Source organism: Pseudomonadota bacterium (genome assembly GCA_030859565.1).
In the GTDB taxonomy this organism is placed as follows: Bacteria; Pseudomonadota; Gammaproteobacteria; order JACCXJ01; family JACCXJ01; genus USCg-Taylor.
Genome location: JALZJW010000001.1, coordinates 25,702 through 50,385, shown reverse-complemented (window position 1 = coordinate 50,385; position 24,684 = coordinate 25,702). Strand labels below are relative to the sequence as shown.

Below are 24,684 nucleotides of genomic sequence, written 5' to 3'. Positions count from 1 at the left end.
CATGGACGAGCACTTGTTCATCGTGACCTACGATATCTCGGACCCCAAGCGCTGGCGGGCCATCTTCTCCCTCATGAACGGCTACGGAGAATGGCTACAGCTCTCCGTCTTCCAATGCCGCCTCACTCGGCGACGGCATGCAGAGCTGGTTGCTACCCTTGACGAGATCATCCATCATGAACAGGATCACGTACTGATGCTCGATCTCGGGTCCGCCGACACGGTGGTGCCGAGGGTCGTGAGCCTGGGCAAGCAGTTCAAGGCCCTCGAACGCGCGCCTATCATCGTGTAGCATGGCTGCTTCGCGGTTGCGAGCGCTTCTGTGATGGCAGAAACCCTAGTGACCGCTCGCACACGGCGCCTCCTTAACAATCAGGAAACTACTGTCGTAAGGTGACGTAATGCCGGACCTTTGGCCAGCCCGTGAACCTTTGACCGGACGACCGCTCGCAGAACGTCCTACCAAGCGGCCTGCCCATGCCGGTTCGCAGAAGGTCTATATTTTCCGCGGTGATTCGCCGCGGCCTCATTGAAAATCGATATTCTGCACGTTCAGCGCGTTCAGCCTTTCATATTTTCCGCGGTGATTCGCCGCGGCCTCATTGAAAAGGATTCCCTCGGCTTGCTACAGCGGGGGCGCTACGATATTTTCCGCGGTGATTCGCCGCGGCCTCATTGAAGCACGATTGTCGCGGCACTCATGACTATTGTCGGGGCATATTTTCCGCGGTGATTCGCCGCGGCCTCATTGAAAACTCGACCTCAGCCTTTGATATGCATCGAAAGGGTATATTTTCCGCGGTGATTCGCCGCGGCCTCATTGAAGCTGGCCGACCGAGACGCCCTTGAAGTGGCGCATGATATTTTCCGCGGTGATTCGCCGCGGCCTCATTGAAGCGGCCCGCCCAAGACCCTCGAGTCGATGACCGAGGCTATTTTCCGCGGTGATTCGCCGCGGCCTCATTGAAGCTCAACCGATTCTGGCATCGTGCGGCCCATGGCCACATTTTCCGCGGTGATTCGCCGCGGCCTCATTGAAGCGAAATAAGCTGGGCGCTAGGCGAGGCTCTTGGTTTCGTGACGACCAAAGGCCGATGTATAATCGCGCAGGCCGGGGATTTCCCGGATTAGGAAGCGAAAATCAAGGACGCTCAAGGAGCAGCCGACTTCGCCACCAAGGCCGATCTCCGCGAATCGGAACATCGGCTCCGGGCGGAGCTGGCGAGCCTGAAAGGCGACTTCATCAAATGGGTCGCCGGGATGCTACTGCTTCAAGCCGGTCTCGTCGCCGCACTGGTGAAGCTGCTACGAGCGCCGAGGTTCCCCCGCGAGAAACAAACATGCGCACGAACCTCTGTGAGCTCGTGTTCCGGGCTATCCGCGCTCACTGGTTTGCCGCAGCAAGGCAAGCGAACGGCCTTGGAGCGGATAGCTCATCCCGGAAGCGTATCGTCTCTCGACCGCCGTTTCTGCTTCGAAAGCGGTGTCCAGCACGACCTCCCAAACGCCGTCTTGAAACGACGGCAGCACGAACGTGATGGTCTCGTGATGCGCGTTCAGCAAGACCAGGAAATCATCATCGGCAAGGGGCTGACCGCGTTCGTCGATCTCGGTAGGCCCGTGTCCGGCGAGGTACATACCTATGCAGCGTGCGAACGGTTGGCGCCACTCCTCGTCGCTGATCTCGCTGCCCTGTGGATGCAACCAGAGGAGATCCTTGACCCAGTTGTCACCGATCTGGCGTCCCTGGAAAAAGTTGCGTTTCCGGAATAGAGGATGCTCCCGGCGCAAGCGGATCAGACGCTCGACCCAGGCGCGCAGCTCCAAGTCGGTGGCCGCGAGGTTCCAATTCATCCAGCTTGTGGCATTGTCCTGGCAATAGGCGTTGTTGTTGCCGCCTTGGCTGCGGCCCATCTCATCGCCCGCGAGCAACATCGGCACTCCTTGCGAGAGCAGCAGGGTGGCTAGAAGATTCCGTTTTTGCCGGGCGCGCAGGCTCAGGATCGCGGGATCCTCGGTGGATCCCTCGGCGCCGCAGTTCCAGCTACGGTTATGCGTCTCGCCATCGCGATTATCCTCGCGATTGGCTTCATTGTGCTTGCCGTCATGGCTCACCAGATCCTGCAAGGTGAATCCGTCATGAGAGGTAATGTAGTTGATGCTCGCGTAAGGCCCCCGGTGCCTGTAGAGATCGCTCGAGCCCGTAAGCCGGGAGGCCACTTCGCCAATCACCCCCCCGCTTCCTTTCCAATACTCGCGTACTGCATCGCGGTAACGGCCGTTCCATTCGCTCCAACCGGCCGGAAAATTGCCGGTTTGGTGGCCGCCGGGGCCGAGATCCCAGGGCTCCGCGATGAGCTTGACCTGGGACAGTACGGGGTCCTGCGAGATGAGGTCGAAAAAGGCCGCATGCGGGTTCACCGCGTCTGATTCGCGGGCGAGCGCTGCGGCGAGATCGAAGCGGACACCATCGACATGCATGTCCAGCACCCAGTAGCGCAGGCTGTCCATGATGAGTTGAAGCACCCTGGGGTGCCTCGTGTCGAGCATGTTTCCGCAACCCGTATAGTCAACGTAATAGCGCGGATTATCCTGCTTTAAACGGTAATAAGCGGCGTTGTCGATTCCCCGGAAACTAAAGCTGGGTCCCAGGTGATCGCCTTCGCCGGTATGGTTATAGACGACATCCAAGATGACCTCGATGCCGGCCGCATGCAAGGTCTTGACGAGGGTTTTGAATTCGTTCACCTGTCCAGTGGCCAGATAGCGTGACTCGGGGGCGAAGTAGCCGATGGAGTTATATCCCCAGTAGTTACATAAACCGTGTTCCACGAGACGGCGATCATCGACGAAGCTGTGCACGGGCAAGAGCTCCACCGCGGTGATGCCGAGCCGCGCTAAATACTCGACAACCGGCGCCGAAGCGAGACCGGCATAGGTCCCTCGCAGTGGGAGCGGGACCTCGGGATGCTGGCAGGTAAAACCCTTGACGTGCAACTCGTAGAGGATGGTTTCATGCCACGGGACGCGCGGGGGTTGATCGTCGCCCCAGGGGAAGTCCGGATCGATCACCGCGCACTTGGGTATCGCGCGGGCATTATCGCGGCTATCGAGCGAGAGGTCCGCGTCCGGGCTAGCGGCGTTGAAGCCGAAATGCGCGTCCGTCCATCGCCACTGGCCCACGATGGCCTTGGCGTAGGGGTCGAGCAGCAGCTTGTGGGAGTTGAAGCGGTGCCCGCGGTTGGGATCATAGGGACCGTGGACACGGTAACCGTAGAGGAGCCCCGGGCGCGCGTCCGGCAGATAGGCATGCCAGATGTGATCGGTCTGCTCCAGGACGTTGATCCGCGCCACCTCGTGCATACCTTTAGGATCGAAAACACAAAGCTCGACCTTCTCGGCATGCTCGGAGAAGAGCGCGAAATTCACTCCTCGTCCATCCCATGTGGCGCCTAAGGGGTAAGGCCGGCCAGACCAGACCGATTGCATATCCCGTTTCAATGATCCACGAAATGGCAGGTCGTGTTGAATGCGTAACCGGATGCCTTTTAATCCCCCAACGGCCCGTCCCAGTCCGGACGCAGAGGCATCCCGCTGGTTCCGTGACCGACCTCGGTCTTGACCGCCAGGATCTGGTTTACGCGGATCCAGTCGCCCGCGAAACGCGAGGCTGACCCCGCCAAGTAGAGCCTCCAAACTCGCGCGCGGCCGGTCGACGAAGCGGTGACGGCTGCGTCCCACCGGGCTTCGAGATTATGGCACCAGTGTTTCAGTGTGAGCACATAATGCTCGCGTAAATTTTCAAGATGCCGGGCCTCGAATCCTGCCTGTTGCATCGAGGACAGGATCCTTCCGACCTCGATCAGCTCGCCGTCGGGGAACACGTACCGGTTTGCAAAGCCGGACCGCGCCAAGGCCTCGGTCTGGAACGGCCTGCGGTTGATCGCGTGGTTGAGGAAGCGGCCGCCCGTGCGCAGTAACGCAAACATCTTGCTGAAATATTCGCTCATGCGGTCAACCCCAACATGCTCGAACATTCCGACCGAGCTGACAGCATCGAAGGGTCCATCGTCAACATCCCGGTAATCCTGGGATCGGATCTCCACCCGATCGGCCACGCCCTCTCGCCGCACCCAGTCCCGGGCATAGTGCACTTGTCGATCCGAGACCGTGATGGCGACCACTCTGGCCCGATAATGTTTCGCGGCGTGTAGGGCGAGGGCGCCCCACCCGCACCCGATGTCCAAGAGCCGGTCGCCCGGACCCAGGCCCAACTTGCGGCAAATGAGATCATGCTTTTTCGCCTGCGCTTGGTCGAGGGGATCCGAATCGGACTCGAACACGGCACAGGAATAGGTCATCGAAGGTCCGAGGATGATACGGTAGAAGTCGTTTGACACGTCGTAATGATGGGCGATCGCGGCCGCGTCGCTGGCGCGCGAATGGCGGTCCCGCCGTGGCTTTGCCTCCTCCACGGGCGGTGCGACGGGCCGGAGGTTATGCAGCCCGATCAATTTCAACGCCATCCACCATTGCCGCGGAGAGAGCTTTATGTTCGGCAGGCGTTTGTGCAACTCGACGAACGCATGGATGTCGCCTTCTATCTCGACATCCCCCGCGACATAGGCGCGCGCGAATCCGATTTCCCCGGGAGAGGTCGCGATCCGGCGCAGGGCGTCCTTAGAACGGATGACGAGAATTGCCGGCGCGTTGACCGGCCCCATCACCGTTCCGTCATAGGCCCGGACGCCGATCGGAAGGTCTGGACCGAATAGATCATCAATGAATTCCTGAATCTTCATAACACACGTCAAGGTAGAAGAATTTCAACGCCATTTTCGCATTGCCTTACACCTCTGAAAACCCTAGCAACGCCCAATCGAATAGTATTCATGGAAACTCGAACTGATTCCGCTAGGAGGCCCATCGGACCCGATGTAAAATAGACTCGCCCAGCGATTGGCGTTGCACCATGTCTACCCCCGCCGAACACCGCGCCACCTACGACGACCTGTGCCGTGTGCCGGCGCATCTTGTCGCGCAGATCATCCACGGGCAGCTCATCACCCAACCGCGACCGGCGCCCAAGCACGCACGCGCCTCATCGATCATGGGCGGCAAGTTGGTTCCGAGCTACGACGAGGGCAGCAACGGCCCCGGAGGTTGGTGGATCCTGGACGAGCCGGAGTTGCACCTGGGATCGCACATCCTGGTCCCCGATCTCGCCGCCTGGCAGCGGGAGCGAATGCCCGCCTTGCCGGAGAAGGCTTACTTCGATCTGGCGCCGGACTGGGTGTGCGAGGTGCTTTCGCCGGCCACGGCGCAGATGGACCGGGTGGACAAGCTGCCCCTCTATGCCGCGCAGGCGGTGGGGCATGCCTGGCTCGTGGACCCCGACGCGCAGACCCTCGAGGTTTACGCTCTGCACGAACGCCGTTGGCGGCTCGAGTGCGCCTTCAAGGCTGCGGAAGAGGTCTCGGCGCCACCCTTCGAGGCGCTCCGTTTCAGCCTAGCGGCGTTGTGGCCTTGACTCTGCCTAGAGGGACAGTAAAGAACACTCCATATTCGTTGTCGACCGGATGCGGCAATTCGTCTCATTCCCGAAACGCCGAAAGTTCGATACGGTAGTGCCGGAAGGTCTAGCGGTGGTAGGGTGCGGATAACTCATGAACCGCATCGACCAGGACCCGGACGTGGTCCGGCGCGACCTCCGGCTCGATCCCGTGTCCCAGGTTGAAGACATGGCCCGCGCCTTGGCCGTAGCTCGCGAGAATCGCGGACGCCTCCGTGCGTATCCGCTCGGGCGCGGCGAAGAGCACCGCGGGGTCCAGATTGCCTTGAAGGGCGACCCGCCGACCGATGCGCCGTCTCGCCTCGCCGATGTCGATGTTCCAATCGAGGCCGACGGCATCACAATCGCTCTCGGCCATCGTCTCCAACCAGCCGCCTGATCCCTTGGTAAATACGATGACCGGGATCCGCTGCCCCTCGTGCTCCCGGCGCAGTGCGGCCAGCACCTGCCGCAGGTAACGCAACGAGAACTCCTGGAAAGCCGCCGCCGTGAGCATGCCGCCCCAGGTGTCGAAGATCATGAGCGCCTGGGCGCCGGCGGCCGTTTGCGCATTGAGATAGTCGGCCACCGCCCGCGCCAGCGTATCGAGCAGCCGGTGGGCGCTCCACGGTCTATCGTAGATCAGGCCTTTAGTATGCCGGAAGATTTTGCTGCTCCCGCCTTCGACCATGTACGTTGCGAGCGTCCACGGACTCCCGGCGAAGCCGATGAGCGGTAGCTTGCCGTCGAGCTCCTTGCGGATGAGCCGGATGGCCTCCATCACGTAGCGCAGATCTTGCTCGGGATCGGGTACCGCCAGGGCCTTGATGTCTCCTTCGGTACGCACGGGGCGCGCGAAGCGCGGGCCGATCCCTTCTTGCACCGTGAGGCCGAGGCCCATCGCATGCGGAATCGTGAGGATGTCAGAGAACAAAATGGCGGCGTCCAGCGGAAAGCGCGCAAGCGGTTGCAGCGTCACTTCGCACGCTAGCTCCGGTGTCGTGCACAAGGTCATGAAGTCCCCGGCCCGCTCGCGGATTTCACGGTATTCCGGAAGGTAGCGCCCGGCCTGGCGCATGATCCAGATCGGTGTGACATCCACCGGTTGGCGCAAAAGCGCGCGCAGCACGCGATCGTTCTTCAGTGACGGCATCGAACTTACTAAGCGGGTTCGGTTGTGTGAACCGCGCCTATTCCTACTGCGTCACAAGTCGATCAAGGGGTGCCATGCGAGGCGGAATCGGGCGAGAAAGCGGAGTTTACACGGCAGTAAATGAGCATTTCGAGCCAGATTCCAACGAAGCAGAGCGCCCTTCAGCGGCTTGTGACACAGTAGGACTATGGCGTTGGGATTATGAAACCGGTGCCGGCAGGTCCGAACTCCCCATCAAGAAGCTATCGATCCCGCGCGCCGCCGATCGGCCTTCCGCGACGGCCCAGACGATGAGCGACTGGCCACGCTGCATGTCGCCCGCGGTGAACACGCCGGGCGCACTGGTCATCCAGTTCTTGTCGCGCCGGACATTGCCCCGCTCGGTGAGCTGCATCCCGAGTTGCTCCAGCATCCCGGGTTTCTCGGGGCCGGTGAAACCCATCGCCAGCAGCACCAGATCACAGGGCAGATCAAAGCCCGATCCAGCGATCTCTTTGAAGCTTGGCCGGCCATTGACGTGTTCGATTTCGACTTGAACAAGTTCCAGCGCCTTGACGTGGTTTCGCCCGTCGCCCCTAAAGCGCTTGGTCGATACCGAATAGACCCGTTCGCCGCCTTCTTCGTGCGCGGCCGACACCCGGTAAACATTCGGCCACAGCGGCCAGGGATTGTCCGCGGCGCGCTCTGCCGGGGGTCTGGACAGGATCTCGAGTTGGTGCACCGAGGCCGCGCCTTGGCGGTGGACTGTTCCAAGGCAGTCGGCGCCGGTGTCGCCGCCGCCGATGATTACGACGTGCTTAGCGTACGCGGTGATAAACTCGGCATCGGCTATGACATCCCCTTCGCAGCGGCGGTTTTGTTGAGTGAGATACTCCATCGCGAAATGAATTCCTTTAAGACCGCGCCCGGGGACCGGCAGATCACGAGGGGCGCACGCACCGCCCGCGAGCAGGATCGCATCGAACTCCCGGCGCAGCTCCTCGGCCGAGACATTGTGCCCCACATGTGCGTTCACCCGAAACTGTACGCCTTCCCGATCGAGCTGCCGCAAGCGCCGGTCGAGAACGCGCTTCTCCATCTTGAATTCCGGGATGCCGTAGCGTAGTAGGCCTCCGATCCGATCGGCGCGCTCGAATACCGTGACCGCATGTCCGGTGCGGCGCAACTGTTGGGCGGCCGCCAGCCCGGCGGGACCCGAGCCGACGACCGCGACCCTTTTACCGGATTCGAGCGGGGGAGGGGCGGGCCCGACCCAACCCTCGGCAAACGCCCGATCGATAATCGTGAGCTCGACCGCCTTGATCGTCACCGGATCGTCATTGATACCGAGCACGCACGCGCCTTCGCAAGGGGCGGGGCACAGGGTCCCGGTGAACTCGGGAAAGTTATTGGTCGCATGCAAGCGGTCTATGGCCTCGCGCCAGAGATTTCGATAGACGAGATCGTTCCAATCCGGGATCAGGTTGCCCAATGGGCAACCCTGGTGGCAGAACGGGATCCCGCAATCCATGCAGCGCGCTGCTTGCTGCTTGAGCACTTCCTGGGGCCAAGGCGACATGACCTGACCCCAATCATGGACGCGCTTCTGGATGGGGCGGTACGGTTGCTTCTGGCGCTTGTATTCTACGAATCCGGTCACCTTACCCATGAGCGGCTTCCATGACTGCCTGTTCTTCCGGGACACCGGTGGCCTGGGCTTTAACGATGGCCGCCAGCACGCGTTTGTAGTCTTTAGGCATGATCTTCACGAATTTTCTCTGCATGGACGTCCAGTTAGCCAGGGTTTTCCGCGCGACGCTGCTCTGGGTATAGCGGGCATGGCGGTGGAGCATGTCCTTGATGCAGTCAATCTCCGCGGGATCGGTTAAGGGTTCGAGATCGACCATGCCGAGGTTGCAGCGGCGTTCGAAGCCGCCGTCGAGATTCAGCACGTAGGCGGTGCCGCCCGACATCCCGGCCGCGAAGTTGCGCCCGGTGTGTCCCAGCACTACGACGCGGCCCCCGGTCATGTACTCGCAGCCGTGGTCTCCGACACCCTCGACCACGGCAAGCGCGCCGCTGTTGCGTACCGCGAAGCGCTCGCCTGCGATGCCGCGTATATAGACTTCGCCGCCGGTGGCCCCGTAGAGCACCACGTTACCGACGATGATATTATCCTCGGCGACCAAGGTGGAATGCCGCGGCGGATGGAGAATGATTTTGCCTCCCGACAGACCCTTGCCGAGGTAGTCGTTGGCGTCGCCTTCGAGCGTCATGGTCACGCCGCGCGGCAGAAAGGCCCCGAAGCTTTGGCCCGCCGAACCCGTGAAGTGGATGCGTATAGTGTTGTCGGGCAGACCTTCCGCGCCGTAGCGGCGCGTGATCTCGTAGCCGAGGAGGGTGCCTACGGTGCGGTTGATGTTGCGGATCGGCAGAATGATGTTGAGCGGTTTTTGCTCCTCCAGCGCCGCCCGGCAAAGCGGGATGAGTGTTGTTATATCCAGGGATTTATCGAGCCCGTGATCTTGCTCCCGGATCCTGCGAATCGCGACCTCCGGACCCATCTTCGGCTGGTGCAGGATCTGCGAGAAATCCAAGCCCTTCGCCTTCCAGTGCGCGATGGCCTTCTTTATATCCAGCTTGTCCACCCGTCCGATCATCTCGTCCACGGTACGGAAGCCGAGCCGTGACATGGTCTCGCGGATCTCCTGCGCGATGAAACGGAAGAAGTTTTCAACGAATTCGGGCCGAGCGTTAAATTTCTTGCGAAGCTCCGGATCCTGGGTCGCTATGCCGACCGGACAGGTGTTGAGATGGCAGACGCGCATCATGATGCAACCCGCGACCACGAGCGGCGCGGTCGAGAAACCGTATTCCTCGGCGCCGAGGAGCGCGGCGATCACCACATCGCGCCCGGTCTTGAGCTGGCCGTCGGTCTGCACCACGATGCGATCGCGGAGCTTGTTCATGACCAATACCTGCTGGGTTTCCGCGAGACCGAGCTCCCAAGGCACTCCGGCATGCTTGAGCGAGGTTACGGGCGAGGCCCCGGTGCCTCCGTCGTAGCCCGATATCAGTACCACATCGGCGTGCGCCTTGGCGACGCCGGCCGCGATGGTTCCCACGCCAACCTCCGCCACGAGCTTGACGTGGATGCGCGCTTGCGGATTCGAGTTCTTGAGGTCGTAGATAAGCTGGGCGAGGTCCTCGATCGAGTAGATATCGTGATGCGGGGGCGGTGAAATCAAACCGACCCCGGGTGTCGAAAAGCGCACCTTGGCGATCCACGGATAGACCTTGTGGCCGGGCAACTGTCCGCCCTCGCCGGGCTTGGCGCCTTGGGCCATTTTGATCTGGATGTCATCGGCATTGACGAGATACTCGCTGGTGACGCCGAAACGGCCCGAGGCCACCTGTTTGACGGCGCTGCGCCGCAAGTCTCCGTTCGCATCGGGTTTGAAGCGCGCGGGATCTTCGCCGCCCTCGCCGGTGTTGGATTTGGCGCCCATACGGTTCATGGCGATCGCGAGCGTCTCGTGCGCTTCTTGGCTGATCGAGCCATAGGACATCGCGCCGGTCGCGAAGCGCTTGAGGATCGATTCCGCCGGCTCCACTTCTTCCAGCGGGATCGGATTTTCCGCAAGCTTGAATTCGAACAAGCCGCGCAGCGTCGCCAGGTTCTCGTTCTGTTCGTCAACTAAGCGCGTGTACTCTTTGAAGACTTCGTATTGTCCGGTACGCGTCGCATGCTGAAGCTTGAAAACCGTCTCGGGATTGAAGAGATGGTATTCGCCATCGCGCCGCCACTGATACTCGCCGCCCCAGTCGAGATCGGGTTTCCCGGCCGGCCGCTCCGTGAACGCGCGGTGGTGGCGCAACGCGATCTCCTCGGCTATCACCTCGATCCCAATTCCGCCGATGCGCGAAGCGGTCCGGGTAAAGTAGGTATCGACTAATTCCCGCTCTAAACCCACGGCCTCGAAGATCTGGGCGCCACGATAGGATTGGATGGTAGAGATCCCCACCTTGGAGATGACCTTGAGCACGCCCTTGTTCAATGCCTTGATGTAGTTTTTCACCGCCCGGGTGCGATCGACGCCTTCCAGCAGTCCCTGATGAATCATGTCGTCGAGCGTCTCGAACGCCAAGTAGGGATTGATGGCGCCGGCTCCGTAGCCGATGAGCACGGCGGCATGATGAACCTCGCGCGGCTCGCCGGTTTCCACGACCAGGCCCGCCTTGACGCGCGTTCCTTCGCGAACCAGATGGTGATGCACGCCGGCGGTCGCGAGCAACGCCGGTATCGGCGCGAAATGCTCGTTGACGCCGCGATCGGAGAGAATGATGTAGGTCGATCCCTCGGCAATGGCTTGGCTCGCGCGCACGCAGATCTCCTGCATGGCCCGTGCGAGCCCGCTGCCGCCCTCGGCGGCCGGGAACAAGATCGGAATGGTCACCGAGCGAAATCCAGGCAGATCAAGATGGCGGATCTTGGCGAGCTCGCCGTTGTCGAGGATCGGCGTTTTGAGCCTTAATAACCGGCAGCTCTCGGGTCCGGGGGCGAGCAGGTTGCCTTCGGGGCCGATGGGGGTCTCGGTCTGGGTAACCAACTCTTCGCGAATACCATCGAGCGGCGGGTTCGTCACCTGCGCGAAGAGCTGCTTAAAGTAATCGTAGAGCAATCTCGGACGGTTCGATAGCACGGCCAGCGCAGCGTCGGTGCCCATGGATCCGATCGCTTCTTCGCCCGTCGTCGCCATGGGCGCCATGATGAGCCGCAGATCCTCGTGCGTATACCCAAAAGCTTGCTGCCGCCTGAGCACCATTGCGTGATCGGGTTCGTGCACTTCGGGCGGCTCAGGCAACTGTTCGAGCGGCACGATGCTCTGGGAGAGCCATGCGCGGTAGGGGTGGGCGCTCGCAAAGGCGTGCTTGAGCTCCGCGTCATCGATGATGCGCCCTTCGCGGATATCGACGAGGAAGATACGTCCGGGGTGCAGGCGTTCCTTAATCAAAACGTTTTCCGGTGGAATATCCAGTACACCCACTTCGGAGGCCATGACCACCAAACCGTCCTTGGTGACGTAGTAACGCGATGGGCGCAAGCCGTTCCGATCGAGCACCGCGCCGATCACGGTTCCGTCCGTGAACGCGATGGAAGCGGGCCCGTCCCAGGGCTCCATCAGACAGCCGTGGTAATCGTAGAACGCCTTGCGTTCATCGTTCATCGACTCATGTCCGCTCCAGGCCTCCGGGATCATCATCAGTACCGCATGCGCGAGCGGGCGGCCGCTCATATGCAAGAACTCCAGCACGTTATCGAAGCACGCCGAATCGCTGCCATCCTCGTCGATGATCGGGAACAGCTTTTCGAGGTCCTCGCCGAAGAGGGGCGAAGCGCAAAGCGCCTCCCGGGCACGCATCCAATTGATATTGCCCCGCAAGGTGTTGATCTCACCGTTGTGGGAAATGTAGCGGAACGGTTGCGCGAGCGGCCAGGAGGGAAAGGTATTCGTCGAAAATCGCTGGTGCACTAAGGCCAGCGCGGATTCGACGGCCGGATCGACGATATCGGGAAACACCGCTTCGATTTGATTCCCGGTCAGCATCCCCTTGTAAATGAGCGTGCGGCACGACAGGCTTGGAATATAGAACATGCCGCGCTCGGACAGATCGGAGCCCCGGATCGCGTGCTCGATGCGTTTGCGGATCACGTATAAGCGGCGTTCGAAGGCGGCCTCATCGCTGAGTTCCGCCGATCGGCCGATGAACACTTGCTTGAAGCTCGGTTCTACGGCTTGCGCCGAGGCGCCGATGAGCGTGTCGTCGGCGGGGATCGCCCGCCAGCCGAGCACGCGCTGCCCTTCCTCGCTTATGATGGTCTCGAAGCGATCGCGGCACACCCGCGCTTGAGCCGGGTCCCGCGGCAGAAAGACCAAACCGGCGCCGTACTGGCCGAGGGCCGGCAGGTTTATCCCGAGCTTGACGCATTCGCGGGCGAGAAATCCGTGTGGCATTTGCAGCAGGATGCCGCAGCCGTCGCCAGTATTGACTTCACACCCGCAAGCGCCGCGATGCATGAGATTTTTTAGGATCGTCAATGCTTGCGTAACGATGGTATGGGATTGTCTTCCCTGTATGTCGACCACGAAGCCGACACCGCAAGCGTCATGTTCGAATGCGGGGTCGTAGAGACCCTCTTGCGTATGTCCAACCCAATGCATAGCTAGATCACCGCCCTGATGAGAGCTTGTGAAAAAATCTGCTGCGCTCGGGATCTCGCGTTCCGGCGGCGCTCGGAATCCTCATGTATTTCAATACACTCCGGTTCCTGCGCTCCGGCGGAACACGACCTCCCTTTGCTCGCGACGATTTTTTCACAAGCTCTGAGTTATGCTCGAATATTACTGACGTGTTACTTCGAGATCATGAGACATAAGCGCCTAGCGCAGGGATCCGCCTCGGTATTGTTATACGAGCCCCTCTCCGGGACCTATATAACCAAAACCGGCCCATGAGTATATAACCGCTATTCGGGAGTGTCACGGCGTTCGCCCTAACGCCTTTTCAACCCGCGGTTATTGGATAGTAGCGCGGCGGGGCGACGAAATAGCGCCTTTCGTGCTCGCTTGAGCGTTGGGAACTACCGCCAGGGCGGGTTTCTCAGCGCTTCCAAGTCGGCGATTCGCCGCGGCCAGGGTTGCTGGGCTTGTATCGCCTTGGGTAAGGTTCGCACGGCCGCGCTTGCGGTGCGGCGATCGGGGAACGGGCCGAGGACGACGAGGTGCCACGTCTGACCCTTGCGCCGGATCGCAACCACGCGCGCCCGGCCGCCGAGCTGATGCTGTGCCAGGAACCGTTCGCCGGCGGCCGGATCCCGGATCGCCAGCAGTTGTAACACATATTGATCGGGCGGCAGTGGCCGCGGGAGCGGCAGCACAGGTTCGATTCGGGTGTTTTCTCCGGCCGTGGGTGCGGCCAGGCCGGATTTGCGCTTCGGTTGGTTAGTCTTCGGCGTTTGCGGCCGCACGGCGGCGGGCGGCGCTAACTGCGCTTGTTTCGGCGCGGAAAGGTCGATCGGCGCCGCATCCTCGGAAGAGAGGCGAAGGAATCGGTCTTGGAGAGAGTCGATCGCGATAATGATACTCACCGCGGCGAGCAATGCGGCGACGGTGTTAAGACGCCATTGGTGCTTCGCGATGGAACCGAAGCGCGGCGAGGATTCTTCATGCTCACTCCCGGCGGGCGGCGGTTGCTTGAGGGTTTGCCGCATGAGGTGGTCGATGCGTCCGGGTGATCCGGCGGATCCCGCATGTATTCGCGCAACCTCGGTGCCGTCCAGCGGCAGAAAGCTCGCTAAACCCCCGTGGTTGTAGCGGGCCTCGAGATAGGCCCGCGTCTGCTCGAGGGTAAAAGACGGCATGTCCAAAATATGGACGATAGTCTCTCGCAGGGACTGGAGCTCCGGGGCCTCGAGTATGGTGTTAATGTGCGGCTCACACAGCAAAACAACACGCAACGCGCCTGGCTTGGAGCGGCCGCGCGCAAACAGGAGCTTGAGCGCATCGGCGGGCAGTTCATGGGCGTTATCAACAAATAACGCAGAAATAAGACAATGCTGTTCACGCTGACGGAGGATCGCGCCGATCGCCTCGGTCAATGCCTTGCGATCCGTTCCCGCCGCGCTGGCGCCCAGCGAGACCGCGAGGTCCCTGAGTAGCGAGCGGGAGTCGAGCATGGGATTCGCCTGAAATCGCGTCACTAACCACGTGTCCGGCGCCCGCGCCAGCACTTGGTCCGCGAGCGTGGTTTTTCCGCTCTGCCGCTCGCCAATCACGAGCAGTAACCGATCGCTGTGGTCGATGAGGTGGCGAATGAACTCCAGCCGTTGCGTCAAGGCCGGCGTAGCGAAGTAGAACGCCGCTTCGGGCCCGGGCGACGTTTCTTCGGGAACGCGCATCGCTATGCGCTCACTCGCGGCCTATCCGGCGCCGCGGTCTGAATACCGCGTTTAGGCGGGGAGGGGCTCCGCACGACATGCAACGAGTGTATGACGCAAGCAGCCTCTGTCATAGTCCCCCGTGACAACCGCCTGACCGATTTTCTCCAGTAACACGAGACGAAGGGCGCCGTCCAGAGCTTTTTTGTCGACTGCCATGAGACGCAACATCCGATCGCTGGGAAGCGGGCAGCGCACCGGTAACCCCGCCTGTCGCAGCAAGGACTCGATGCGCCTTAATTCGCCTTCGCCCAACCAACCGAGCCGCACCGACAGATCCGCGGCCATGGAAAGCCCGGCCGCGACGGCTTCCCCGTGCAACCAGGCGCCATAGCCGAGGCCGGTCTCGATGGCATGGCCGAAGGTGTGGCCAAGATTGAGCATTGCGCGCATGCCGGACTCGCGCTCGTCGGCGGCGACGATCTCGGCTTTGATAGCGCACGAGCGCTCGATGACATAACTTAGCGCCGCGGGATCGCGTTCGATAAGGCGCGGCAGGTGGTTTTCCAGCCACGCAAAGAAATCGCCGTCGCGGATGAGGCCGTACTTGATCACTTCGGCCAAACCGGCCCGGAATTCTCTGGGGTGTAGGGTGACCAGCGTATCGATGTCGGCGATGACGCAACGGGGCTGGTGAAAAGCCCCGATCATGTTTTTCCCGAGCCGATGATTCACGCCCGTTTTTCCGCCGACCGAGGAGTCGACTTGAGACAAAAGCGTGGTCGGGATCTGGACAAAATTCACGCCACGTTGATAGCAAGCCGCGGTAAATCCGGTAATATCCCCGACCACCCCGCCGCCGAGTGCGATCAAGGTACAGCGCCGATCAAAGCGGCGCTCCAGCAGTGCGGTGATGATGCGGTTCATGGTCTCTATCGTTTTGTATTTTTCTCCGTCGTGGAGAGTCACGCTGCCGGCATCGTAATCGTTGAGATGCGCCGTTACCCGGGCTAGATAGAGCGGCGCCACGGTCTCGTTCGACACGATCATCACCTGCGCATTAGGGAGATAGGGGGTGAGGAGCGCATGCTTATCGATCAAGCCCGTGCCGATGAAAATCGGATAGGTACGCGGGCCAAGCTCTAAGCGCAGGGTCTTCATCACTGTTCGACGAAATGACGGATCTCGGTGATGACCTGCTTTAGCGTGCGGCCGTCGGTATTGATGACCAAGTCCGCGACCTCGCGATAGAGCGGATCGCGGTGTCTAAGAAGCTCCTGCAGCGTGTGCTTCGGATCCGCCGTCTGCAATAACGGACGATTGATATCCCGGCGCGTGCGTGTAAACAGCCGATCCACCGAGGCGCGCAAGTACACGGCTATTCCGCGAGTCTTCATACATTCCCGATTGTAGGCATCGATTACGGCGCCACCGCCGGTGGCTAGTACCGTATTTTGCCGCAAGGTGAACTCGTCGATGATCTTGCTTTCCCGGCGGCGAAAACCCGCTTCCCCTTCGATGTCGAAAATGAGCGCCACACTGGCTCCGGTCCTTGCCTCTATTTCACGGTCGCTGTCCTGAAACTCCTTAGCCATGGATCGAGCAAGCTGCCGCCCGATGGTAGTCTTTCCCGCGCCCATCGGTCCGATGAGAAAGATATTACCGGATTGACATGGCAGCAACGCTTGAGGATCTCGCGGAAAGACTCGGCACGCACTGTACCGGTTCGTTGGATAGGACGCAAACCGCCCGGATGCGGCTCATCCCTGAGCCGTGCTGGAACTTTAGATCCCCCGGGTGGCGCTTGCGGAGGGCGTTACCTCAAGCTCAAGGATTCCTTGATGATGCGCGGGGTGACGAAGATCAACAACTCGTCCTTGTCGCGAACATTCGCCGAATTCCTGAACAGCGCCCCGACATACGGCAACTCCCCGAAGAACGGGACCCGCGTCGTATTGGTGGTATTAGTCTGTTCATAGACCCCTCCCAGCACCACCGTCTCGCCGTTATCGACCAGCACTTCGCTCTGGACATTGCGGGTATCGATACAGGGGATAGCCTGCACGATGTCGCACGGGAAGGGCGCGTCTTTATGGACATTGAGGCTCATGTTGATGCGATCATCGGGGGTAATGTGCGGGGTCACCCGCAGGCTCAACACGGCTTTTTTAAAGCTGGTGGATGTGGCACCGCTCGATGACGCTTCCTGATAGGGGATCTCAGTGCCCTGCTCGATGACGGCTTCTTTTTGATCGGCCGTGATAACGCGCGGACTGGAGATGATCTCCCCGCGTCCTTCGGCTTGCAGTGCGGACAGCTCGAGCTGCAGTAAATAACTCCCGATCTTTCCGATTGCCAGCCCGATCGCGCCCGCGGGGGTGGAGGCCGTGGGCAGGTCAACGATAAAGTTCTCGAGGTCAGCGGTATTAAACGCCGTCAGGAGATCCTCGGTGTCGCCGGGGCGCTTCCCGCCGACGATGGCACCGAAGTTGTCATCCGTGGGATCCTCGCCTGCGCCAAAGGTATTCTTGCTGTAACCGAACTTAACCCCGAGCTCCTTGGTGAAATCCTGGTTGGCGATCACGATGCGTGATTCGATCAGCACCTGCCGTACGGGCACATCCAGGGTCGTGATCATATGGCGCATCTCCGCCAGTTTCTCGGCCGTCTCTTGAATCAAAAGCGTATTGGTGCGCTGGTCGACCGAGACATTACCGCGTTCGGTCAAGAGCTTGTTTTCCTCAGCCTTGAGGAGGGTTGCGAGATCGGCCGCCTTGGCATAGTTGATCTCGACGAACTCGGTCCTAAGCGGCGCCAGTTCGGCGATTTGCTTTTGTGTCTCGAGCTCGAGCTTTTCGCGCTGCGCGATTTCCTCTTGCGGTGCGACCATGATGACGTTTCCGGCCTTCCGCATTCCCAGCCCCTTGGATTTCAAGATGATCTCCAGGGCTTGATCCCAAGGTACGTTCTTGAGCCGCAAAGTCACATTACCGGTCACCGTATCCGAGGCGACCAAGTTGAGGCTGGTAAAATCAGCGATGAGCTGCAATACCGCCCGTACCTCGATGTCCTGGAAATTCAAGGACAGCCGTTCCCCGGTATAGCCGAACTTCGCTTTCTTCACTGCTTCTTCTTCCTCCTTGGTGAGCGGTTTTACTTCCACCGTGAGGATGTTATCGGATTGGTAGGCCAGGTGTTCGTGGTGTCCGGTGGGTGTAATGGCCATGCGGATCCCGCCCGCGTAAGCGAAGGTGTCGATTTCTTTCACCGGCGTTGCAAAATCCAGTACGTCGAGACGCCGATCGAGACGCTCCGGCAATCGAGCATCGACAAAATCAATCAGGATCTGATTGCCTTCTTCATGGATATTCGAGGCAATTGATGCATCCGACAAGACCACGACGATACGCCCCTCACCCGTCTCGCCACGCCGGAAGTCGATGTCCTTGATATGGGGTCCGCGCAGTGCAGGTTCCGGCGGCGCTTTCGGTCCCTGTGCGGTGGGCGAGGGATGGGCCGCGACGGGTCTTCTTTGGGGTGCGAACCGCGTCGCGGTTTCGGCCGCCGGCGTAGCACCGCCTAGGGTTATCACCACCGCGTTGCCGTCTTTTCTTAGCTGGTAGGGAACCAACCGTACCAGGTTCAGTACGACGCGGGTGCGTCCTCCCGCCTCCACGGCACTCACGCTTTGCGCCGGTCCTATTCCGATGGCGCGATGCTTCGCGGATAGGTTTATACGCGTCTCAGGTAGATCGAGAGCGATGCGCGCCGGGTTATCGATCGTAAAGGTCAGCGGGTCTCGCGCCAGGGGACTCGAAAGCTGTAACCGGATTTGCACCTCGTCCCCCGGCAGGGTCGTAAAGGTGACCGCATCCAGGCTGTTTTGGGCCGCCGATGCGATGGACGACAGCGTTAGCGCCAAGCTCAGCGCGATGCTGCTCCCTACCCTTGACGCCACATTCTGCAACTCGATTCCTATCATTTCGTGAGTCCCCCAATATCGGTGTGTATTCATGTGTCTACCCCTCCAGGCCTATTCTTCTTCGCCTAAAAGCGCCAGTGACGCGGCGCGTTCCTCCCAGCTGCCCTGCCCATCGCCGATGATCTCGCGTACTTCGATTCTATCTTCGGCGATGTTGATGATTCTACCGAAGTTTTTACCCATGTAATTCCCTACCTTCACGCGATGGACCGTGCCCTCTTGGTCGAGCACGACCCCCCACAAATCAGCGCTGTTCTGAAGGGTTCCAACCATGCGTAGGCCGTCTAGCTCGAAGTCTTCGAGCTCCTCGGGATTATGGGTTTCAATTTCTTCGATGTATTTTCTTTGCGCGTCGGACACGTTTCTTTCAATGTTGGCGCCGCGTTTCATCTCAAAGAACGGTTCAAACGGATCTCTTGCGTCGGCCTCCCCAGATTGGTACAGGTAGCGCTCATAGGGCTTGATCTCCGGAAGAGGGTCGATGGTGCCCCCCTTGCGGCTCAGGACCTCGGCGACGTAAGCTTGCAGATCACTTAGGTCATCGGAACCGCACCCGCTCAGGAGGAGGGCGGTGGCGACCAGCGCCCCGCGCATGGTGTAGTGGAAAAAATGTTTCTGGTGGCTCATGATTGCGATGGTTTCGTAGCAGTTGGATTCGGAGTTTGTGGCTGCTGCGCGGCCTCCTCTTCTTCGCCAAGATAACGGTAGGTCTTGGCGATCGATTCCATGATCAAACCGCCCTTATCCTTCGCCTTTATCTTGATATCGTGCTGGGTGACGATGCGTGGTAGATCAGCCACGCCGCTGACAAACTGTCCAAGCTGGTGATAGCTGCCGGTCACGCGAATATTGATCGGTAACTCGACATAAAACTCGGCCGGTTGCTCGGACCCGGGCTTAAACAGCTCGAACTCGAGCCCGGCGCCCAGCCCCTGCTGAGAGATGTCGACGAGCAGCGCGGCGACCTCGGTTTTATTCGGCAGGCGCTTTAGCATGTCGCCAAAGGACTGTTGGATGTCTTGCAGTTGCTCCTTGAGGGCATCGAGATTCACGACCTTTCTCTGCTTGGCCTCGAGATCCTGCTTGAGGGTTATCTCCTTGCCTTCCGCCTGCTCGAGCAGCAGGCGCTGATCGTTAATGTCAAAGTACCAGCCGAGGCCCAGCAGAACCACGCACCCGAACCCGATCACCGCCGCCTTCGCCGCTGCCGGCCAGTTGCCGATGTTGTTGGGATCGAGATTTTTAAATTCCGACCAATTCATGACTTTGCCCCCTTGGCATCCGCCCCTGTTTCACCGGACTCCGGCTGCGCGCTTATTTGTTCGATGATCAGTGTAAAGTTGTTAATGCGCCGCCCCTTTTCATCCTTGGTTTCGATGATGTTGAGCTGAGGCTTTTTAACCCACTTGGAGGCCTCGACGTTGCGCATGAAGTTCGATACCCGCGCGTTCGATTCCGCAATCCCCTTGATCGTGATCGCGTTGCTCGACTGGGTGATTTCCGTCAGCGATATTCCTTCCGGTAGCGTACTGACCAGCTCATCGAAGATATGCACGATGATCGGGCGGCTCGTTTGCAAGGTCTCAATGGCCCGCATGCGATCAATGAGCCGCTGTTTTTCCTTTTCCAGATCGCGGATCTCGGCAATGGTCTTGTCGAGTTTCTTGATCTCGCTTTCCAAGTATCCGTTACGCGCCGTTTGGTAATCGATGATGTTCTGGTAAACGACATGTACCAGTCCGATGGCCGCGAGAGCGCACGCGGCCGCGATTCCAGCGTTGAGCAAAAATCTCTGCTTGCGTTCGCGCCGCCGCTCTTCTCGCCAAGGTAAGAGGTTGATACGTGCCATTAATCGAAACTCCGTAACGCTAAACCGAAGGAAGTCATCAACGCCGGGGCGTCATTGACGAGGGCTTGCTCCTTGATCCTTGGAGAGACCGGCATGCCGGTAAAAGGGTTCGCCACCGTGACGGTGGTTCCGCACTTCGCGGCGATGAGGTCGGTGATCCCGGGAATCGAGGCGCAGCCTCCCGCCAATATCACCTGATCGACGGTTCCCACTTGGCTCGACGAATAGAAGAACTGTAACGCCCGGTTTACTTCCAGCGCCATCGTTTCCTTAAAGGGCTCGAGCACTTCCCCGATGTAATTCTCCGGTAATCCACCTTGGCGCTTCGCATGGCCGGCCTCGTCATAGGACAGGCCGTAGCGGCGCTGAATTTCTTCCGTGAGCTGCTTCCCTCCAAACAACTGTTCCCGTGTATAAATGATCTTGAGATCCCGCAACACGCTCAAAATCGTCGTGGTCGCCCCGATGTCAACTACCGCAACTGTATCTCCTTGTTCTAACCCCGCGCCGCCCTTGCGCAGGACATGGCCCACAGCATTCTCGAGCGCGAACGCCTCGACATCGACGACTTTTGCTGCCAGGCCGCCCATCTCCAGCGCCGCGACGCGCACCTCCACGTTGTCGCTTCTCGATGCGGCGAGCAAGACATCGACTTTATCCGGTTCGGTTTCCGAGGGACCCAGCACCTCGAAATCAAGACTGACCTCTTCGAGCGGATAGGGAATGTATTGATCGGCTTCCACCCGGATCTGGTTTTCCATGTCATCTTCGGTCAGTTGAGAGGGCATGGAAATGACCTTGGTGATCACGGCGGTTCCCGAGACCGCACAGGCCGCCGCTTTGGTCCGCGTTCCGGACTTTTTCACCGCGCGCCCGATCGCCTCACCGACAAGTTGAACATCCGCTGTATTTCGTTCCGAGACAGAATTAGACTGCAACGGTTCGACGGCGTAGCTTTCAACCCGGTAATGGCCTTTGCTACCCCCGATTTCCAGCAACTTCACCGAGGTGGAACTGATATCGATACCCAGCAGCAGCGTATTTTTGCGACCAAGAATAGTCATTTTTACCTTACGTCGATCAATGGTTAGCGATTGTAAAACGGAACTATTTCGTTAAACTTTAGCCCGCCGTTAGAGGTGACACGTTCCTTAACGAGTCGATCCGACTCTGGAAACGCGATAAGCGCCACTTTTCTTTTTAATTAATAGTCGAAATTAGTTTGTTTCTCTATGTTGCGTGTTATCTTGAAGATTTCCATTGGAACCTTGCTGTTTTCCGCGCTCGCGCTGGGTGCATTACTTTCCTACCTGCTACCGCGCCTCCCATCGATAGAGACTTTGAAAGACATCCACTTACAGGTACCGCTCAAGGTCTATTCACGTGATCTATCACTACTGGCCGAGTTTGGCGAAACCCGGCGCGCACCCATGCAACTCAAGGACCTACCCCAGACATTGATCAATGCCGTGCTGGCCGCGGAAGACGATCGTTTTTTCCGGCATCCTGGGGTCGATTGGCGCGGTATCCTGCGGGCCGCGATCCAGTTGCTCTTGACGGGAGAGAAGATCCAAGGTGGTAGCACCATTACCATGCAGGTCGCGCGTAACTTTTTTTTGACGCCTGAAAAGACATATTTACGTAAAATCAATGAGATCCTGCTTGCTTTAAAGATAGAACGTGAACTTACTAAGAAAGAGATCCTAGAGCTGTACCTGAACAAGATTTATTTCGGTCATCGGGCTTATGGCGTCGCCGCCGCCGCTCATGTTTACTATGGCCTGAATGTGCAAAACTTGGGCCTTCCTGAACTTGCGATGATCGCGGGCCTGCCAAAAGCACCGTCGAAGCTCAACCCGATTACCGATTTGGAACGCGCCGTTGCGCGGCGTAATTTCGTCTTAAGCCGTATGCGGGATCTGGAGATGATCTCAAAGCAGGACTATCGCGTCGCGAAGCGCACCAAGGATTCCGCGAGCTTCCATGGGCAAGCGGTCGAGATAAACGCCTCCCATCTAGCAGAGATGGTGCGCGCCTACATGGTGGAGCACTTCGGTAAGGAGGTTTACAACGCCGGCTACCGGGTGGTGACCACGATCAGCGATCGGCTACAGGCCGCGTCCACCCGGGCGCTTCGGCGCGGCTTACTGCGGTATGACCAGCGGCACGGTTATCGTGGCCCCGAGCAGCGGCACCCTTTGTCGGATTCCGTGACCGAGGCGGAATGGACCCGGATTTTACAGGGCTATTCGAGTATCGGGGACTTACGAGCGGCGTTAGTCATCGCCGCGACCGATACGTCGATCACGGCGTTTACCTTGGACGCAGGACTCATCACGGTCGATTGGGACGGGCTCGCCTGGGCGAGGAACTACACGCGCGCGGGCGCGGGGGTGGCGAAACGAGCCCGCGATCTTCTCACGCCGGGGGATGTGGTGCGGGTCGAAGCGATCGAGAAGGGCGGGTTTAGATTGGCTCAGGTGCCGGCGGTTGAAGGCGCTTTCGTGGCGCTCGACCCGCGTGACGGCGCAATCTTGGCGCTTTCGGGCGGATTTGATTTTTTTCAGAGCAAGTTTAACCGGGTGACGCAAGCGCGGCGGTTGGCGGGGTCCGGATTCAAACCGTTTATCTACTCGGCGGCGCTGGCATCTGGATACACGGCGGCAAGCATCGTCAACGATACCCCGTTTGTCTCCTATGACCCGGCGCTCGACCGTGTTTGGCGTCCGGAGAATTACACCCACAACTACATGGGCCCCATGCGTCTGCGCGAAGCGCTGGCACTTTCGCGTAATCTCGTGTCGGTCCGCTTGCTGCAAGCCATCGGCGTCAACAAGGCCGTTAATCACATAAAAAGATTCGGTTTTGACAAGCACTACCTGCCGCGTAACCTCTCCTTGGCCTTAGGCACGGCGGAGGTCACTCCGCTCGAGCTTGCGCGAGGCTACGTCGCGTTCGCGAACGGCGGATTTCGAGTCGATCCATACTTCATCGAGCGTATCGAGAACGACCGGGGCGAGATCATTATGAGCCGCGGATCGGTGGTCCTATGTGAAGCATGCGACGAACAAGCGCCGGTGGTGAGCGCGCTAACGGGGACCGCCGAACAGGGTGTACGCGCCATCAATGCGCAGAATGCCTGGATTATGACCTCGATGATGCAGGAAGTAATGCGGACCGGGACGGCGAGGGCGGCCTTGTCCTTGAATAGAACCGACATCGCGGGGAAGACCGGAACCACCAATGACCATAAGGACACGTGGTTCTCCGGGTTTAACCACCAGATCGTTGCTACGGCTTGGGTAGGATTCGATCAGGCCAAATCGCTCGGCCCGAAGGAAACCGGCGCGCGGGTCGCGCTGCCGATCTGGATGGAGTTTATGCAGACGGCGCTGGCGGAAACGCCGGATTCCATAGCGCCCGAACCCCCGGGTTTGATCACCGTGCGTATCGATCGCGACACCGGGTTACTGACGGACGCCGGCAATCCACGGGCAATGTTTGAAGTCTTCCGCGCGGATAATACTCCCAGCGAGCACGACGGCGGCCCTGCCTGGGACAGCGGCGCTCCCGATGCGGCGGCGCTGCCCGAGCAACTGTTCTAGTTTATGGCAAGCGGCGCGAACGGTTCGCAGAACCGCAGACGTGTCGCCGAACTGGCCGCCCGCATCATGGCCGATGAAGGCGTCGAGTACTACCACCTCGCCAAGCGCAAAGCCGCCGATCGGCTGGGTATGAAAGCACCTCGCGAGGTCCCCGATAACAGCGAGATCGCGGCTCTCCTGAGCGCCTATCAGCGGCTGTTTCAGGCGCAGCGGCAGCCCCGATGGTTGCGCGCGCAAAGGGAAACGGCACTGGAGGCCATGCGCTTGCTGCGGCGATTCGAACCCATGTTGGCCGGTCCCGTGCTGGATGGTTCCGCAACACGCCAGGCCATGGTGTGCCTGCACGTCTTTGCGGAAACGCCGGAAGAGGTGAGTTATTTTCTCCTGGAGCATGCGATTCCGTTTACCGTTCATGAACGAACGGTGCGCCAGAATTCTCGCGAGCGGACAGCATACCCGTGCTTCCGCTTCATGGCCGGCGAAGCCGGTATCGAGTTAATGGTATTTCCGCCCATCTTCAAACGCCAGGCGCCATTGAGCCCCGTGGACGGTAAGCCCATGGCGCGCGCCGATTTCGCTTTCGTCGAATCCCTCGTGCGTCCACCTCCTCAGCGAGGACACTAGCC

At 59.9% G+C, this 24,684-nt stretch carries 17 protein-coding genes and 1 CRISPR repeat array; of the genes, 4 read left to right on the top strand and 13 right to left on the bottom strand.

Annotated elements, in window-relative coordinates:
• Position 1: 1 nt before the first annotated feature.
• Complete coding sequence (gene cas2, locus M3436_00175; protein MDQ3562607.1) at positions 2-292, top strand: CRISPR-associated endonuclease Cas2; 291 nt, start codon at positions 2-4, stop codon at positions 290-292.
• Between the two features lie 206 nt (positions 293-498).
• A CRISPR array of direct repeats spans positions 499-1,039; the repeat unit is 36 nt; unit sequence ATATTTTCCGCGGTGATTCGCCGCGGCCTCATTGAA.
• 335 nt (positions 1,040-1,374) lie between these two features.
• On the opposite strand, the gene glgX is transcribed toward cas2, so the two are convergent.
• Positions 1,375-3,489 (bottom strand): glycogen debranching protein GlgX, encoded by a 2,115-nt coding sequence (gene glgX, locus M3436_00170; GenBank protein MDQ3562606.1) that lies wholly within the window; start codon positions 3,487-3,489, stop codon positions 1,375-1,377.
• A gap of 59 nt (positions 3,490-3,548) precedes the next feature.
• Positions 3,549-4,802, bottom strand: coding sequence for a cyclopropane-fatty-acyl-phospholipid synthase family protein (locus M3436_00165; protein MDQ3562605.1), 1,254 nt, complete (start codon positions 4,800-4,802; stop codon positions 3,549-3,551).
• A 170-nt stretch (positions 4,803-4,972) separates the two neighbouring features.
• On the opposite strand from M3436_00165, the gene M3436_00160 reads away from it, so the two are divergent.
• Positions 4,973-5,530 (top strand): Uma2 family endonuclease, encoded by a 558-nt coding sequence (locus M3436_00160; GenBank protein MDQ3562604.1) that lies wholly within the window; start codon positions 4,973-4,975, stop codon positions 5,528-5,530.
• 109 nt (positions 5,531-5,639) lie between these two features.
• Here the strand turns inward: M3436_00160 and hemE are convergent, their stop codons facing one another.
• The 11 genes from hemE to M3436_00105 form a co-directional block, all read right to left on the bottom strand.
• The gene (gene hemE / locus M3436_00155) at positions 5,640-6,704 is read right to left on the bottom strand and encodes a uroporphyrinogen decarboxylase (protein ID MDQ3562603.1); all 1,065 of its coding nucleotides are present in this window, start codon (positions 6,702-6,704) and stop codon (positions 5,640-5,642) included.
• A gap of 199 nt (positions 6,705-6,903) precedes the next feature.
• Positions 6,904-8,352 (bottom strand): glutamate synthase subunit beta, encoded by a 1,449-nt coding sequence (locus tag M3436_00150; GenBank protein ID MDQ3562602.1) that lies wholly within the window; start codon positions 8,350-8,352, stop codon positions 6,904-6,906.
• A complete protein-coding gene (gene gltB, locus M3436_00145) occupies positions 8,345-12,907 on the bottom strand; it encodes a glutamate synthase large subunit (GenBank protein ID MDQ3562601.1) in 4,563 nt (1,520 codons plus the stop codon). Before gltB ends, M3436_00150 begins: the two co-directional genes overlap by 8 nt.
• A 419-nt stretch (positions 12,908-13,326) precedes the next feature.
• Positions 13,327-14,643: an AAA family ATPase gene (locus tag M3436_00140; GenBank protein MDQ3562600.1), complete on the bottom strand. Its 1,317-nt coding sequence runs from the start codon at positions 14,641-14,643 to the stop codon at positions 13,327-13,329.
• Positions 14,644-14,694: 51 nt separating this feature from the next.
• A complete protein-coding gene (aroB, locus tag M3436_00135; GenBank protein MDQ3562599.1) occupies positions 14,695-15,783 on the bottom strand; it encodes a 3-dehydroquinate synthase in 1,089 nt (362 codons plus the stop codon).
• The gene (locus M3436_00130) at positions 15,783-16,262 is read right to left on the bottom strand and encodes a shikimate kinase (protein MDQ3562598.1); all 480 of its coding nucleotides are present in this window, start codon (positions 16,260-16,262) and stop codon (positions 15,783-15,785) included. The genes aroB and M3436_00130 overlap by 1 nt, the downstream gene beginning before the upstream one ends.
• A gap of 176 nt (positions 16,263-16,438) precedes the next feature.
• Positions 16,439-18,637: a type IV pilus secretin PilQ gene (gene pilQ / locus M3436_00125; GenBank protein ID MDQ3562597.1), complete on the bottom strand. Its 2,199-nt coding sequence runs from the start codon at positions 18,635-18,637 to the stop codon at positions 16,439-16,441.
• Between the two features lie 18 nt (positions 18,638-18,655).
• Positions 18,656-19,231: a pilus assembly protein PilP gene (locus M3436_00120; protein ID MDQ3562596.1), complete on the bottom strand. Its 576-nt coding sequence runs from the start codon at positions 19,229-19,231 to the stop codon at positions 18,656-18,658.
• The gene (locus tag M3436_00115) at positions 19,228-19,866 is read right to left on the bottom strand and encodes a type 4a pilus biogenesis protein PilO (protein MDQ3562595.1); all 639 of its coding nucleotides are present in this window, start codon (positions 19,864-19,866) and stop codon (positions 19,228-19,230) included. The genes M3436_00120 and M3436_00115 overlap by 4 nt, the downstream gene beginning before the upstream one ends.
• Complete coding sequence (locus M3436_00110) at positions 19,863-20,453, bottom strand: PilN domain-containing protein (GenBank protein MDQ3562594.1); 591 nt, start codon at positions 20,451-20,453, stop codon at positions 19,863-19,865. The genes M3436_00115 and M3436_00110 overlap by 4 nt, the downstream gene beginning before the upstream one ends.
• The gene (locus M3436_00105; GenBank protein ID MDQ3562593.1) at positions 20,453-21,517 is read right to left on the bottom strand and encodes a pilus assembly protein PilM; all 1,065 of its coding nucleotides are present in this window, start codon (positions 21,515-21,517) and stop codon (positions 20,453-20,455) included. The genes M3436_00110 and M3436_00105 overlap by 1 nt, the downstream gene beginning before the upstream one ends.
• A 183-nt stretch (positions 21,518-21,700) precedes the next feature.
• On the opposite strand from M3436_00105, the gene M3436_00100 reads away from it, so the two are divergent.
• Together M3436_00100 and M3436_00095 are read left to right on the top strand one after the other, a co-directional pair.
• Positions 21,701-24,058 (top strand): penicillin-binding protein 1A, encoded by a 2,358-nt coding sequence (locus tag M3436_00100; protein MDQ3562592.1) that lies wholly within the window; start codon positions 21,701-21,703, stop codon positions 24,056-24,058.
• A 3-nt stretch (positions 24,059-24,061) separates the two neighbouring features.
• On the top strand, positions 24,062-24,682 hold the full coding sequence (locus tag M3436_00095; GenBank protein MDQ3562591.1) for a hypothetical protein: 621 nt from the start codon (positions 24,062-24,064) through the stop codon (positions 24,680-24,682).
• The last annotated feature ends 2 nt before the right edge of the window (positions 24,683-24,684 follow it).